At 51.7% G+C, this 13,485-nt stretch carries 14 protein-coding genes and 1 pseudogene; 3 read left to right on the top strand and 12 right to left on the bottom strand.

Annotated elements, in window-relative coordinates; translation table 11 throughout:
- Positions 1–647: 647 nt before the first annotated feature.
- Positions 648–1,670 (bottom strand): DNA polymerase III subunit delta, encoded by a 1,023-nt coding sequence (gene holA / locus CIK94_RS02775; RefSeq protein WP_022310780.1) that lies wholly within the window; start codon positions 1,668–1,670, stop codon positions 648–650.
- 284 nt (positions 1,671–1,954) lie between these two features.
- Between holA and CIK94_RS02770 the strand changes: the two genes are divergently transcribed.
- From CIK94_RS02770 to CIK94_RS02765, 3 genes and pseudogenes are all read left to right on the top strand, one after another.
- On the top strand, positions 1,955–2,401 hold the full coding sequence (locus CIK94_RS02770) for a type I restriction enzyme HsdR N-terminal domain-containing protein (protein ID WP_094421182.1): 447 nt from the start codon (positions 1,955–1,957) through the stop codon (positions 2,399–2,401).
- Between the two features lie 130 nt (positions 2,402–2,531).
- A complete protein-coding gene (locus CIK94_RS14320) occupies positions 2,532–2,678 on the top strand; it encodes a hypothetical protein (RefSeq protein WP_158216502.1) in 147 nt (48 codons plus the stop codon).
- 97 nt (positions 2,679–2,775) lie between these two features.
- A pseudogene (locus CIK94_RS02765) lies at positions 2,776–3,498 on the top strand (TolC family protein); the annotation flags it as partial.
- Between the two features lie 223 nt (positions 3,499–3,721).
- Here CIK94_RS02765 and CIK94_RS02760 read toward each other — a convergent pair.
- The 11 genes from CIK94_RS02760 to nusB form a co-directional block, all read right to left on the bottom strand.
- Positions 3,722–4,537 (bottom strand): zinc ribbon domain-containing protein, encoded by an 816-nt coding sequence (locus CIK94_RS02760; protein WP_094421180.1) that lies wholly within the window; start codon positions 4,535–4,537, stop codon positions 3,722–3,724.
- Between the two features lie 7 nt (positions 4,538–4,544).
- Positions 4,545–5,363 carry a Nif3-like dinuclear metal center hexameric protein gene (locus CIK94_RS02755; protein WP_094388538.1) on the bottom strand — a complete coding sequence of 273 codons (819 nt, stop codon included), beginning with the start codon at positions 5,361–5,363 and terminating at the stop codon, positions 4,545–4,547.
- A 73-nt stretch (positions 5,364–5,436) separates the two neighbouring features.
- Positions 5,437–6,438, bottom strand: a complete 1,002-nt coding sequence (locus CIK94_RS02750) for a lysylphosphatidylglycerol synthase transmembrane domain-containing protein (RefSeq protein ID WP_094385938.1) — start codon at positions 6,436–6,438, stop codon at positions 5,437–5,439.
- Positions 6,439–6,441: 3 nt separating this feature from the next.
- A complete protein-coding gene (locus CIK94_RS02745; RefSeq protein WP_094421178.1) occupies positions 6,442–7,545 on the bottom strand; it encodes a PdxA family protein in 1,104 nt (367 codons plus the stop codon).
- Between the two features lie 21 nt (positions 7,546–7,566).
- Complete coding sequence (gene rlmN / locus CIK94_RS02740) at positions 7,567–8,610, bottom strand: 23S rRNA (adenine(2503)-C(2))-methyltransferase RlmN (protein ID WP_094421176.1); 1,044 nt, start codon at positions 8,608–8,610, stop codon at positions 7,567–7,569.
- A gap of 248 nt (positions 8,611–8,858) precedes the next feature.
- Positions 8,859–9,944 carry a TlpA disulfide reductase family protein gene (locus CIK94_RS02735; protein ID WP_254046125.1) on the bottom strand — a complete coding sequence of 362 codons (1,086 nt, stop codon included), beginning with the start codon at positions 9,942–9,944 and terminating at the stop codon, positions 8,859–8,861.
- Between the two features lie 88 nt (positions 9,945–10,032).
- Positions 10,033–10,470: a DUF5606 domain-containing protein gene (locus tag CIK94_RS02730; protein ID WP_022310795.1), complete on the bottom strand. Its 438-nt coding sequence runs from the start codon at positions 10,468–10,470 to the stop codon at positions 10,033–10,035.
- Positions 10,471–10,478: 8 nt separating this feature from the next.
- Positions 10,479–11,045 (bottom strand): dephospho-CoA kinase, encoded by a 567-nt coding sequence (gene coaE, locus CIK94_RS02725; RefSeq protein ID WP_094388540.1) that lies wholly within the window; start codon positions 11,043–11,045, stop codon positions 10,479–10,481.
- Entirely contained in the window at positions 11,042–11,998 is a 957-nt protein-coding gene (locus tag CIK94_RS02720) for a YbbR-like domain-containing protein (RefSeq protein WP_254046016.1), read from the bottom strand. Before CIK94_RS02720 ends, coaE begins: the two co-directional genes overlap by 4 nt.
- A gap of 21 nt (positions 11,999–12,019) precedes the next feature.
- A complete protein-coding gene (gene yajC / locus CIK94_RS02715; RefSeq protein WP_094421174.1) occupies positions 12,020–12,340 on the bottom strand; it encodes a preprotein translocase subunit YajC in 321 nt (106 codons plus the stop codon).
- Between the two features lie 46 nt (positions 12,341–12,386).
- Positions 12,387–13,340 (bottom strand): transcription antitermination factor NusB, encoded by a 954-nt coding sequence (gene nusB / locus CIK94_RS02710; RefSeq protein WP_094385929.1) that lies wholly within the window; start codon positions 13,338–13,340, stop codon positions 12,387–12,389.
- Positions 13,341–13,485: the final 145 nt, after the last annotated feature.

The following is a 13,485-nucleotide window of genomic DNA, read 5'->3' as shown; positions in this document are numbered from 1 at the left end:
TCATAAATACTGTCTTTAGATTGGTTCTCAGTATGATACATATTAACATGTGCATCTAAATCAGCGCTTAATGCGGTTCCGGTGCATAGTAATGGCGTCTTTTGGCATAAAATGATTTAATATATCGCAAATAATCGCTGTTTTTCATAGGTTTTGCGCTGATTTTTGGCGGTGCATAAATATGCGTTAGGTTTGTAGTTGTGAATGTTTTACATATTAATATTCATATCTAAATCACCCGTGATATTCATTGCGATAAATATCATAATATTCAAATGTATATTCATTAACTTCTGCTGTTTAGTTTATGTTTTTAGATTTACAAACTAATATGATAATAAAAGTTAAGACAGCCTTTGCGACCACCCTGATGACCGAAAAAATCAAATAAATCGCATATTTCGAGCCATTGTCCAGCTCGTTTGCAAATATGCGAGTATTTTTGAGGGTATTTTTGCCTAAATAGATAATTTTCAGCCGTTTAAGGCTAAAAAATAGTGGTTCAAAAACTTGCGAAAAACGGCCCAGAAAAGTCCAAAAACCGCGTTTTCAGGGCGAAATAGTGGCAAAAACGGTCAAAAAAGGCATCAAAAAGGGGGCCGAAGCCCCATTTTTGATGCTATAATGATGGTATGAAAAAACGGAAATCAGTGCATTATGAAGAACAGAAGTTCTTTGGCCAAATCGGAAGCCGTAGCCGAAACATTGCCCAAACCTTTGCTCCTTGCATCGACACTTTTTATCATGTGGATAATCTGCATTACCTTCATCGCATTGTAATTGCGCATGCCAGAGATGTACTCTTTTGCCGCCCAAGGAGACTTCAATCCCAAGAACGACGCCACCGAATTTTCATTGGTTCGCTCGGGAGCATAGAAGGCAATCATCAGATTTTGGAAATAATTGAAGAGCAGAGGCACGACTGCATACAGCGAACCAGCCTTGGGATTATTGTCAAAATAATTCATAATCTGGTTGGCCTTGAAAACATCCTTGGCGACCACCGCATTTTTCAATTCGAAGATGTTGAAATCTTTGCTGATGCCAATTTGTTCCTCCACCACTTCCGGAGTAATCTGCCGGTTGTCCTCGGGAAGAGAGATGAGTACCTTGTCTACCTCTGAGGTGAGGCGTGCCAAATCGGAGCCCACATGGTCGGCTATCATCGCAGCCGCTTTGTGGTCGATGACCGCCTTCTGCATTTTGACATATCCTTCGACAAATGCCGGCAACTCGTAGTCGCGTTTCTTTTTGCTCTCAAAGACCACACCCTTGGCTTTGGCCTTGGCGACCACTCCCCTGTCGGCTTTGCCACCCTTGTAGCAAAGCACCAGGACGGTCGAAGGCACCGGGGCTGCAAGATACTTCTCCAGTCCGTCGCCACTCTTCATGCCCTGCGCTTCCTTGATGATGACCACGCGACGCGAAGCCATCAGCGGAAATTCGCGGGCCAAGTCGACCACCTGCGGAGCGGTGATATCCGAGCCGAACGCCACCACCTGATTGAAGTCTTTCTCTTCGGGCTGCAGCGCATGTTCCTCGATATACGCCGAGATTTTGTCTATAAAATAGGGTTCATCCCCCATCAAGAGATAGACAGGCGCGAAATTCTGCGCCACCAGGTCGCGCATCACAGCTTCATAAGTGATTCCTGTTTCTTTTACTGCCATAATCGGTTGTTTCTGACCCCACAAGGCGCATGGCAGCACCCGGCAGCGTCGTTAATGATTGTGCTATCGTAGAGCCCAGCTTTTCGGCTTTCTTGTCCAGCAGTCGTCGCCCCGAAAATAAATCAACCGATTTGTTTGTTATTTCCACAGGTTTACACTACCTTTGTATGAAAGCGCGAGCCCTCTCATTCACCTACAAAGGTAATGTAAATCGGGCGCAATACAAAACAAATTGTTTTTTTTCCCCGTTTACCACTCTACAAACCATTAAAAAATCAGAGAATATGCAATTAAATCTGCCCCCTTTTGATGTACGCATGGGAGGAACGCCCACCCAGCCCACCATCTTTGACATTCTGCGCCGCAAATATGTAGCGCTCACTCCCGAAGAGTGGGTACGGCAGCACTTTATACATTATTTAATAGAGTCCAAGGGCTACCCTGCCTCGCTGCTTGCCAACGAGGTCAAGCTGAAGATTGGCTCCAAGACGCTGCGGGCCGACAGCGTGCTCTACTCCACCCAACTCAGCCCACGCATGATTGTCGAGTACAAAGCCCCGCACATCAAGATAACCCAGCAGACCTTTGACCAGATCTTTGCCTACAACCTGTTGCTCAAAGCCGACTATCTGGTGGTGAGCAACGGCCTCTCCCATTACTGCTGCAAACTGGATGCAGACAGCCAGAAGTACGTCTTCTTTGAAGACATTCCCAATTATGAAAATTTATGACAAAACGGCAAGAAAACAGCGGTAATTTTTCTTGACAGTTTTTATCTCCATTACCGCGCCAACCAAGCCCCAAAAACGCGTAATGACATTGCCCAAGTCGGAGGACTAAGACAGCGTCGCCGTGATGGTCATGGCCGACGCGCATCGAAAGGCACGTGAGTCCGCATCGGACAAGACGCGCATCCGTGCCGTCCGACACGAGCCGGCAGCTATCATCCCAGCGCCACAGAGTATCATCTCCATACCCACCAAACTGACCTCCAACATCACTGCATAGCATCTCCCGCAGCGCAGAGGTCATCTCCAGCAACGCAAAGGTCATCTCCAGCAGCACAAAGGTCATCTCCAGCAGCACAAAGGTCATCCCCTGCAGCGCAGAGGTGGAATACGCCCGTACAGCCACATTGGTGCCCGAGTTAGAGCGTAAGATTTCTGTCAAGGAGAACGACATCGCCTTCTTGGCTGGCGAATATCCGCAGGTAATACACCGCTCCATTCTTCCCGAAGAAGTGAAGTTGCCCGAGTCACTGCCAGTGGGTCTCCCCTCCACTCTGCTGGAACGGCGCCCCGATGTGCGTGAAGCCGAGCAACGCCTGATTGCCAGTAACGCTGCCGTGGGTATGGCATTTACCAACCTCTTTCCACGCATCACCCTCACAGCCAATTACGGTTTGGAGAGCAAACAAATGTCAGACTTCTTCAAGTCGCCCATTCACTACCTTGGCGCCAACCTGCTGGGTCCGCTTTTCGCTATGGGCAAGAACCGCGCCATGCTGAAAGCGCAGAAAGCAGCCTACGAGCAGGCCTGCTATGGATACGAAAAGGCTGTGCTCAGTGCTTTCAAGGATGCCCGCAACGCCATCGTTGAGTTCAATAAAATCAAGGAAATCTACGAGTCGCGCCGCGAGCTGGAACGCTCCTCAAAGGCTACTATGGAACTGGCGCAGTTGCAGTACATCAACGGTGTCATTGGCTACTTGGATGTGCTCGACGCCCAGCGTAGTTACTTCGATGCCCAGATAGGACTGAGCAATGCCATCCGCGACAAGCAAATCACCATGGTCAAGATGTATAAGGCACTGGGTGGTGGATGGTAGTTTAGGGAAATCATCAAAACTCCAAATATCTTCAAAGCCGTTTCAGCTATCAGTCTGAAACGGCTTTGATATTTCATCAGGTATGCCCATCACTATTGCTGTCTGCTAAAGAATTGGGCTTACCCAGGTTTTTTCCCGTCAGACAATGCTGCTGAGCGTACAAAAAATCCCTATCTGCTGCTTGCAGATAGGGATTGTTATGGTTATGAATGACGACAGGAGATTACTCTGCATCCTCAGTCTTCTTCTTACGGGTAGCGCGCTTCTTGGGCTTTTCCTCCACATCCTTCTTGATGCCTGCGAGTTCGCTGTCAATCATGATACGACCGCAATATTCGCATACGATAATCTTCTTGTGCATCTTGATATCTATCTGGCGCTGTGGTGGAATCTTGTTGTTGCAACCGCCACAGGCATCACGCTGCTCTACGGTGATACCAAGACCGTTACGGGCACTCTTGCGGATGCGCTTGAAACTTGCCAGCAGACGGGGCTCAATCTTAGCCTCGAGCTCGCGGGCTCTGGCCTTGAGTTTCTCCTCGTCGTCGCGAGTTTCCTGCATGATTTCGTCGAGCTCGCCACGCTTTTCAGCCAATGCATCAGTGCGGTCGGCGATGATTTCCTTGGTCTGCTCGAGTTCCTTCTTCTTCTCGTCGATGCGAATGATGGCATCCTTTATCTTCTTGTTACAGAGTTCCACCTCGAGCGACTGGAATTCAATTTCCTTGGTCAGCGTGTCATACTCACGGTTGTTCTTCACGTCGTTGAGCTGCTCCTTGTATCTTTCGATACCTGCCTGTGCCTTGGCTATTTCGCCCTTCTTGGCAGTCACGGCACTCTGGAACTCATTGATGTCGCCTTCGATTTTCTCCACACGGGTCTTGAGACCTTCGAGTTCGTCGGCCAAGTCCTGTACTTCCAGAGGCAACTCACCGCGCAATGCGCGCTTCTCGTCGATAGCCGACAGAGTAACCTGCAGCTGATAGAGCGCCTGCAGCTTCTCTTCTACGGTCAATTCAGTAGGTGATTTTTTTACCATAATCGTATTAAAAATAAATGATGGGATTGGTGTCGATGGCCGAAATTTCGCATTTCACACCCTCACACTGCTCCTCTATGATTGTTTTGAATATTTCTGTCGTAAACTGTTCGCTCTGATAGTGCCCTATGACGGCAATCTGTATCTCCTGCTCGTGGCCGAAATACTGGTGATAGCTCATCTCGCCTGTGACAAAGGCGTCGGCACCGCGGGCTATGGCCTCGTCGAGCATGAATGCGCCGGCACCGCCACACAGCGCGACCTTGCGTATGGGCCTGCGCAGCAACTGGTTGGCCATGACACACTCTACGCCGAATGTCTGCTTGAGCATCTGGATGAAATCGTCGGCAGCCATAGGCTCATCCCACTCGCCCATCACGCCCTCGCCACCTGCCACCATGGCGTCGGCATCTGCCGATGCGCCATGAGCCTCGGCCTGGCGGGTCTTGCCGATGAAACCTACGTGGCTGAGCCCCATCTTCTCGGCAATCTTGAAGTTGACTCCACCCTGTGCGGCATCCATATTGGTGTGCATCGACACGATGACAATGTGATTGACAATAGCCTTAGCCACAACGCGTTGCACCATATCTTCGCCCGCTATACGCCGCAGCCGACGGAAGATGAGCGGATGATGCGACACGATGAGGTTGCAGCCCTTGCGGATGGCCTCATCCACGGTCTCTTCGGTCACGTCAAGACACAATAAAGCCCCTGAAATCTCCGCTTCTGTCAATCCTATTTGCAAGCCGGCATTGTCATAGTCTTCCTGCAAAGGCAGAGGCGCGAATCGTTCAAGGGCATTAACCACTTCTATAATTTTCACGCTAAATCGTAATATTTAGAGTACAAAGTTAGTGATTTCTTATGGAATAAAGCGCTTTTCCATAGCGCTTTAACTATTTATAACTATTTTTCCTGCCCTCTGCCACCTTGATGAGCATCAGTCCGATGCCAGTCCACACCAGTTCGCGCAGACGCACCAGCAGCGCCACAAAGATGGCGGCATTGGCGGTCATGCCCAGACCTGTGGTCGAGAGCAGGAATCCTCCCTCGCGTCCACCAAGCTGCAAGGGCATGAAAAAGAGCAGATTGGCAAGCAGCGAGGTAAATGCCAGTATCAGGATGCAGGCTCCATAACTCACCGACGGCGTGAGGACGAGCAGGATGAAGTAGATTTCGAGCGCAGAAAGTATGCGGCAAGCCAGCTCAAGGCTTACCGCCAGTATGAATGACGCCGGACGCTGGCCGTGGAGAGCCGTTATCTGCATGTCGATGGCGTCGAGCTGGGTCTTGTGGGTCTCGACAAACCGCCCTACCCTCGACTTGAGCAGCGGTATGTGACGCAGGAGCGCCATCAGCCTGTTGGCCAGTCCACGGCGATAACCGCTGAGAAAGAACCAGATGCCCAGTCCGCATCCCGCAGTGACCGCCGCCAGCATGATGGCCATGGGCAGGTCTACGGGGTAAAGGGCTACAAAGAGCACCACCGACAGCAGCCAGAAGCAGAGATGGCTGAAGATGTGGGTCATGGCGTAGAGTATCACCGACGACGAGGCGCGCTCTGTGCCTATCCTCGGTGCCAGTTCCATGATGCGATAGGGCTCGCCACCCATCAGTCCGCCAGGCGTAGCGTAGTTGAGGGCAAATCCAGACACGGTGAGCTTGTAGAGCCAGGCAAACTTGACATTGCGGCTGTCGCCCTGCTGACTACGGATGATGGTAAGCCAAGAGGCGGTATTAAGCAGATACAGCAACGCCCATAATACCAAAATCACTGGAAACCAGTAGCCTGCCCGCTGCAGTCCGCGCCACACTTCGGCAAAGTCCAACTGTGACACCATCACGGCCAGCACCACCAGTCCAAAGACCAGGAAGGCGTTCTTGTATCTGCTCTTCATCTTCTACTTGTCAGCGCCGCTGTTCTCGTGCTTCTTGGGAATGGCAAATCTTACCTTCTCGCTCTCATCACGCTTCTCGTGATAGAGCTTAGGGAGCGGATTGGCAAGCGGCTCGTCGTACATGGCGCGGTTGCGATAGGTATCGATGGCCAGATAGATAGCCTGGCGCAGAGCGGTTTCATCGGCCTCGTTCTTGCCTGCGATGTCGAACGACGCATCCTGCAAGGGCTGCACACACACCAGTGGCAAGCCGGAAGCTATCTCTACCCCACCTTCGGGCGTCTGTGCCAGGAATGGCGCCATACCCTGGTCGTGATACATGGCCAGGATGCCGTCGAAGTAGTCGTACATGCTGTTGCTGAAGAAGTGGTTGGCGGTATAGGGTCCAAAGGCATTGACCTTCTGCTCAGCCAGCACCTCGATGACAGGCTTGATGGTCTCCTTCTCTTCGGTACCGGGCTCGGGATTGAGGGCCAGCACTGCCACACGTGGATTGGAGATGCGATAATCGCGCTTCAGCGTCTGGGCAAAGTTCTTGATAGTCTCTGTCAGCGTCTCGCGGGTTATGGCGTTGGCTATGTCCTTGACAGCCACATTGTCGGTCATGAGTCCGATGCGCATACGGTCGTTGACGAGTATGTTCATCGCCTGGGCATGCTCGGCGAAACACTCGGCTACGTAGTGCATCTGTCCGCGGAAGTCCAACCCGGCGCGCTTCATGCTCTCAGCGCTCACGGGGGCTGTCACCAGCACGTCGAAGAGGTGGTCGTTATAGTCTACCATCGCCTTGTCGAGCGCCATCAGCGCAGCATGGCCCGCCTCTTCGCTCGGTGTACCCAGCTCGACCTTGATTTCATCGTTGGTCACTGCCACCAGGTTTACCCTGCCGTCCTTGGCTTCACTGGCATGGCTTATCACGGCATAGCCCGTGGGCTCCAGGCCGAGGGCCTTGCGGTGGAAGGCGGCTGCCTTGGGCGACCCATAGATGATGGGGGTGCAGAGCTCGAGCATCTCTGGCTCTGCAAATGTTCTAAAAATAAGTTCGTATCCGATACCGTTGGTATCGCCGTGGGTGATGGCCACACGGATTCGTCTGTTGTCGTTCATATATATAATATTAATATGTGTCTACTCGTGCCTTATCTCTTCTATCTTCTTCGAGGTGCTCAGCAGTCCGCAGGCGGCATAGATGTCCTGTCCGCGGCTGGCACGGATGGTGGTAAATACGCCGTGACCGGTAAGATAGTCTCTGAACGCCTCCATGCGCGAGTCGTCGACTCCCCGCAGGTTGACCTCGGGTATCTGGTGGAAGCGGATAAGGTTGATGCGGCAGTCGAGCCCCTTGAGCAGCGTGATAATCTGCTGGGCATGCTCGATGCTGTCGTTGACTCCGTCGAAGACGATATACTCGAACGAGAGGCGGCGCTGATGGGAGAAGTCGTAGTTGCGCAGCAGCTCAACGACCTCTTCGATGCCCATACCCCGCTCGGCAGGCATCAGCTGGCTGCGCAACTCGTGGGTAGGCGCATGCAGGCTTATCGCCACATGGCAGTCGCTCTCCTCGATGAAGCGCTTCAGCTTGTTGCGCACTCCCACCGAAGACACCGTGATGCGCTTGGGGCTCCAGGCATAACCGTAGTCGGCGGTGAGCACCTGGGTGGCTCTCAGCACATTGTCGAGATTGTCCATCGGTTCGCCCTGGCCCATAAACACGATGTTGGTCAGCGTGTCGTGCTCGGGCAGCGAGTATATCTGGTTGAGTATATCGGTGGCAGTAAGGCTTCCCTCGAAGCCCTGCTTGCCCGTCTGGCAGAACAGGCAGTTCATCTTGCATCCCACCTGTGACGACACGCAGAGCGTAGCGCGGTCGTGTTCGGGAATATATACCGTCTCCACAAACTTGCCTTCGGCTGTGGGGAAGAGATACTTGACTGTGCCGTCGACCGAGCGCTGCTCGTCGATGGGCGCACGGGCTCCTATCTCGTAGGCCTCGGCCAGCTTCTGTCTGTTGGCCTTGGATATATCTGTCATCTCGTCTATGCTTTTCACCTGACGCTGATAGAGCCACTTGGCCATCTGTCCGCCGGCAAAAGCAGGCATCCCCAATGCTCGAGCCACTTCCTTGAGCTCCAAGAGGGTCATGCCGAGAAGAGGTGTCTTGGTCTTTTCCATATCTGTAATTAATTAATGATGCAAAGTTACTACAAACCAAAGAGAAAACAAAGCAAGCGCGCTGTTTTTTATCGTCGCTGGCGCCAACGTGATGACTTTGGGGCTGGCGCCAGAGGCAAGGGTCTCACTATCTCGTGCGTTTGCCATAGCTGCAGGACACCGCCCTGCTGCCACGACAAAGGGCGTGCCGCAGACAGATGACTCTCTGTCGCCGGCACGCCCTTGACGCTATCGGTAGTGACGAATGGTTATTCGCCGTAGATTTCCTTGAGTTTGTTCAGCAGTTCCTTGCCACGCAGGTCGGAAGCCACAATCTTGCCCTGGGGGTCAACGAGCACATTGCTCGGAATGGAGCTTACACCATAGACCTCGTTGGCAGCACACTTCCAGCCCTTGAGGTCTGACATCTGAGGCCAAGCCATACCCAACTGCTTGACGCCGTCCTTCCAACGGTCGAGCTTGTCGTCGAACGAAACTCCTACGACATTGAAGCCCTTGCTGGCATGGTAGCGATTGTAAGCCTCTACCACGGTAGGCATCTCGCGGCGGCATGGACCACACCATGATGCCCAGAAGTCTACCAGTACATACTGGCCCTGACCAACCCACTGGCTCAGTTTGACAGTCTTGCCGTCCATATCCTGCATGGTGAGGTCGTGGAAGGTAAGACCGTTACGTCGCTTCTCGAGTCCAGCCAGCTTGCTCTTGGCCTGCATCATAGCGGGATGGTTGAAATAAGCGGTGGCGGGGTCGCAGAACTCCTTGAGATGGTCGTAGTCGAACGAGTAGAAATACTCCAAGCCGATGACGGCAGGCAGCACATTGTCGCGGTTGTCGCGATAGAACTTATAGATTACCTCATTGCTCTCATTGTCAAGACGCTTCAACTCGGCCTCCAGCTCCTTCTGGCGCTCGGGAGTGGCCTTGCCAGCCTTCAGTTCTCTATCCATGCTGTACTGCTTGGACATACAGTCATTCATATAAACCCAGAATGCGGCGACACGCTCGTTGAGGGCAGAGCCCTTGTACTCGTTCTTGGTATAGTCGAGTGCGAGCGGAGTGCCATCGTTGATGAAGAACATCAGGTTGCGGTCGTCCTTGGTGAAGACTGCCACAGCGACGATGGCATCCTTGGGCGCCTTGCCGGCGATGGCGAACTTGCCACCTGCGCATACGCTGTCGGTATAAATCGTCTTGCCACGGCCATACTCGCCGGCCATTGCCTTGACGGTGCCCTGGGGCACTACGCCTGAAACCTTGAACTCTACATCCTGTGCCATAGCTGCTACAGTGCATGCAAAAGCAGCCACGAGGGTGATCATGATTTTTCTCATTGTTGTTTTCCTCCTATTGATTAAAACTAAATAAGGTGCGCCCCTCAGCCTACAGGCGAGAGATACACCTTATTATATATATATATCTTTACTCGGCGCGGTCATCCACGTTGTCGCCCTCGGTGGGAGCGAGCACGGCCTCGAAATCGGTGATGCCGTTGTTGACGAGGATATCATACCACTGGATGAGCTTGCGGATATCGCTGTCGTGTACACGCTCCTCATCGTAAGAGGGCAGCACCTCGGCAAAATAGGCACGAAGCTCCTTGCTTGTGGCCTTCTTGTAATGGATAGAGCAAGGCTTGCTCTGCTCCTTCTCGCCTACATTCTTGAGCACCTGCCACAGAGGGATATCCTCGGCATCGGTGTACATGGCTATATCGGCCAGACTGGTCACGCGGTCGGTGGCAAAAGCCGGCATACGACGGTGAGCGTCGTCAAGGGTTTCTACTATCAAGTTCATTTTACCACGCGAAACCAGCTTGTAGAGACCTGGCTTGCCTGAAATCGAAAGAATTGTTTCCATTGTTTTCTTTATAATCTGTTTATATTATTATTAATCTGACTGATTTGAATGTCTATATCCTGCACACCGTCGTTGACGATAACATAGTGGCTCAACTCGACCATACGCTGCTGGGGCATCTGCCGGCGTATCCACTCGAGTGCTCTGTCGCGGCTCACATGGTCGCGCGCCATGATGCGCTCCACTCTCAGGGACTCTGGAGCGGTGACGCATATCACATGGTCGAACGCTATGCGTCTGTCAAATCCGCTGTCGAAGAGTATGGCGCTCTCAAGCCAGTCGTAGCCCGAAGCCATGAAGTCCTCAGCCACAGCGGGATGAACCACATCATTGACCGCCTGCTTGTTGGCCTCGCTCTGGAGCAGAAACTCTGTCAGCACATCCTTGCGGAGCTGTCCCTGGCTATAGACATCGGGGCCCACCAGAGAGATAAGTCCTTCGCGGATGGCTTGAGACTCTGCCATGAGCCTCTTGGCGGCGCTGTCGCAGTCGTAGACGGCGATGCCACGGGCTCTAAGCCGCTGGCACACATAGGACTTGCCGGCTCCTATACCTCCTGTGATGGCTATTTTCATTGCTGTTCGATGAGATAGTCAACCTTCTGGCTGACCAGATGGCATCGTGACACGTTGTGAGGATAAGCCTTGAGATGGAGCATGCACTTGTCTTGCGGATGGGCCTGCAGCTCGTTGTAGTCGGCCACCACCTTGAACTGGTCGGCCTTGACATTGCGGTACATGCTGGCTCCGATGGAAAATCTCACCCTGACCTTGGAGGGGAATGTGCGCAGCACCTTGCCCTCGGGCATATTGACTGCCGTGATGGGCACCTCTATGGTCTGCTCGGTGAGAATATCGGGATAGAGCACTATCTTGACCGTCGCCGGCACTGTCTTGACTCCCTTGACCTGCTTCAACTCCACCACCCGCTCGACGGTATCATTGAAATTGACGATGTTCAGATCGGCCGTGGTGACATACTTGATGCTGTCGAGCATGTCCTTGCGGGCATACACGGTCACCTTTTCGGGCATCACCTTCTTGCCGGCAAGATAGTAAGCCTTCTCTGGCTCAATCTTTCCTACCAGCTTGACCGGAACAAGTTTGGACTCGCCATAATTGAAGAAATACTCGATGCGGTCGGGCTTCACACCAGTGACGCGCGACGAGCCAAACAGCTGGTTGAATGCTGCCTTGATCATGTCGCCCGAGGTGATGACGCCCTTGCCAGCCACCTTGTTGGCCGACGCCTCGAAATTGAAGTTGATGGGTTTCTGCTTGTTGGTCATATAGGCCAAGAGGGAGAATCCCTTGTCCCTTACCGTTACCGTGATAGAGTCTGTGCTCTGCGACGTGATGATTACGTTCTTGGGTATATTGGTAAGGTACACGGGAATCTTGAGTTCTTTCTCATAGCTCTCGTTGAGCGTCATCAGCAGCCAGAATGTGCCGCTGAGCGCGAGAAAGAACAAAAAAATCAAGAACTCCTTGTTGACGAAACCGAACAAGAAGTTCTTGACATGTGCCATATTACGGTTCAGGTTCGTCATTTATGCCTGGCGCATGGGAGAATTGGCATCGGCGAATACATAGCTCTTATCGACTACGATGTTCACGCCGCGGGCAATCTCTACCTCTACCGTATTCTTCTCCAGATTGATATTCTTTACTGTGCCATAAATGCCACCACCGGTTACCACGTGGTCGCCGGCCTGCAGCGAGTTCTGGAAGTTGCGTATTTCTTTCTGCTTCTTCTGCTGTGGGCGAATCATAAACAGCCACATGATTACAAACATGGCTATCAGCATAATAATCATTGGCATACCGCTTCCGGCGCCTTGGCCCTGGGCAGCTAAGATAAGTGTACTCATATTAGTCTATTTTTATGTTTTGATTGTTGTTACTATTCTTCTATTATTATTTGCCACCGTTGCGATGGGCAGGCTCGATGGGCTTGAGCAGCTTGCCGGTATTGACCAGATGGCGGGCTATGCCGTCGAGCATACCGTTGATGTAGCTGCCGCTCTTGGGTGTACTGTAGAGCTTTGCCAAATCCACAAATTCGTTGATGGTAACGCTGATGGGGATATTGGGGAAAGTCATCATCTCGGCTATGGCTATCTGCATGATGACCACATCCATGTACGCCAGACGCGAGAAATCCCAGTTGTGACTGGCCTCGCTCATATAGCGCTGATAAGTATCGGCATTGAGGATGGTAGCGCGGAACAGCTTGCGTGCAAACTCGCGGTCTTCCTCGTCCTTGTATTCGGGCAGGAGTTCCTGGTTGCCCTTGTTGGCAGGGTCGAAGCGCTTGATGGTCTTCAGCACGAAGGTATCTACTATCTCTTTGTCGTCATTCCAATAGAGACTCTTCTCTTCCAGAATGGCATCGAGCTCGGCATTGTCCTGAATGAGCATCTTATAGAGCTTGCGCCACACTTCACGGTCAGCCTCATAAGAATCGTCATCGCTGTCCATATATTCCTTATATACTTCACTCTGCTCTATCTGATTGCACTTGCCGCGGATAAACTCCTTGTCGTTTTCCCAGGTGAGCTTCTTGTCTTCCAGGAAAGCGTTGAGCATCTTGTTCTCCTCGAGCTGGATGGCGAACTTGTTAAAAGCAAATTTGTTGGATGGTTTGTCTGTGCCTTCACGCTCCGCACGAGCTGTGAGAATATCAAATCGACGTCTTTCCTCTCTTGAAATCTCGACGATTAACAGCAACAGATAGTTGTAAAGGTCATAAGCCTTGGAGAGGCTAAACAACAACTCCTTTTCAGCATTCTCCATGTTCTTGTTGCCGTTTTGGTAGTAGGCGTAGGTTAACTGAACTACCTTAGTTCTAATCAATTCTCTGTTTATCATTCTCTAATAATAATTGGTGTTTCTTTTATTTTCGCTACAAAAATAGTCAAAAAACAAATTCTATGCAATAAAAACGCTGAAAATAAATGTTTTTTTAGAAATTCTTTGCATAATCCGAGGAAAAAGGCTACCTTTGCAGCGCTTT

Origin of the sequence: Prevotella sp. P4-51 (assembly GCF_002251455.1) — a bacterium.
Taxonomy (GTDB): Bacteria; Bacteroidota; Bacteroidia; order Bacteroidales; family Bacteroidaceae; genus Prevotella.
The sequence above is the reverse complement of the archived record's forward strand: the minus strand, read 5'-3'. Positions and strand labels throughout refer to the sequence as shown.